Consider the following 1307-nt stretch of genomic DNA (forward strand, 5'->3'; position numbering starts at 1 on the left):
ATGGTTGGAATATTATCACAACTAACTGTTATATCTGCTGGTAAACTCTCTACAAACTCTGGTGCTTTGGTATCTTCTACTGTGATCGATTGTATATGAGTAGTTGTATTTCCTGAACAATCACTTACTGTCCATTTTCTTGTAATTAAATATTCCGATCCACAAGCATCATCATCCCCACTTGTTACTTCACTTGGAACTACCGTTACAATTGCATCACAATTATCCGTTGCCGTTAACACCTCCATGGTTGGAATATTATCACAACTAACTGTTATATCTGCTGGTAAACTCTCTACAAACTCTGGTGCTTTGGTATCTTCAATTATGAATTTAGCAGTACTTATGCTCTTATTTCCACAAGCATCAGAAGCTGTAAATATTACTTCTACTTCTCCAACAAAACTACATGTATAATTTAATTCGATAAAGTTATGACTCCAAGACACTACACTACAAGCATCAGAAGCAGCAGCTCCTCCATTAGTATCTAACCAATTATTTAAATCATTAAGATTCCCAGAACCATCACATTCTACTTTGCTATCTGAAGCTTCTGTTGCAATTACTGGTGCTGTATCATCTTTTATTAAATATCCAGCAACTACCGAACTCTTATTTCCGCAAGCATCTGTTGCTGTAAAAGTAACATTGATATAGTTTCCATCACATTTTATTGATGTATCATTTCCATAATCGTTACTCCATACTACACCACTACAGTTATCCGTAGCTACAGCTCCAGCATTATTATCTAACCAACCTTGTAAGGTTTGAGCTGTATTACCTATTCCACATTCAATATCTATATTATTCTTATTTGTTTCATCAATTACCGGTGCAGTAGTATCTTCTATATTAATGGTTTGTACAATGTCTGTTGCATTGTTACAATCGTCTGTTACTGTATAAGTTCTGGTGATTACCAATACATTTGGACACGTTCCTGCTGCACTTACATCATTGCTGGTTACCACTAAACTTGCATCACAAGCATCGTTTATTACTGTTACCCCGCCTAAAGCGATGATTCCTGCTACTGTAGTTGCCGCCGATGGTGCTGCACTGGCATCACATCCTTCTGTGGTTATTGCCGTTAAGCTTCCTGTTACAACTGGTGCAGTAGTATCTTCTATATTAATGGTTTGTACAATGTCTGTTGCATTGTTACAATCGTCGGTTACCGTATAAGTTCTGGTGATTACCAATACATTTGGACACGTTCCTGCTGCACTTACATCATTGCTGGTTACCACTAAACTTGCATCACAAGCATCGTTTATTACTGTTACCCCGCCTAAAGCGAT

General features: G+C 37.3%; 1 pseudogene. It reads right to left on the reverse strand.

The annotated features are described in order from the left end of the window. A pseudogene (locus Q0881_RS17685) lies at positions 1–1307 on the reverse strand (hypothetical protein); the annotation flags it as partial.

The sequence above is a fragment of the uncultured Tenacibaculum sp. genome, from assembly GCF_947494125.1.
Classification (GTDB): domain Bacteria; phylum Bacteroidota; class Bacteroidia; order Flavobacteriales; family Flavobacteriaceae; genus Polaribacter.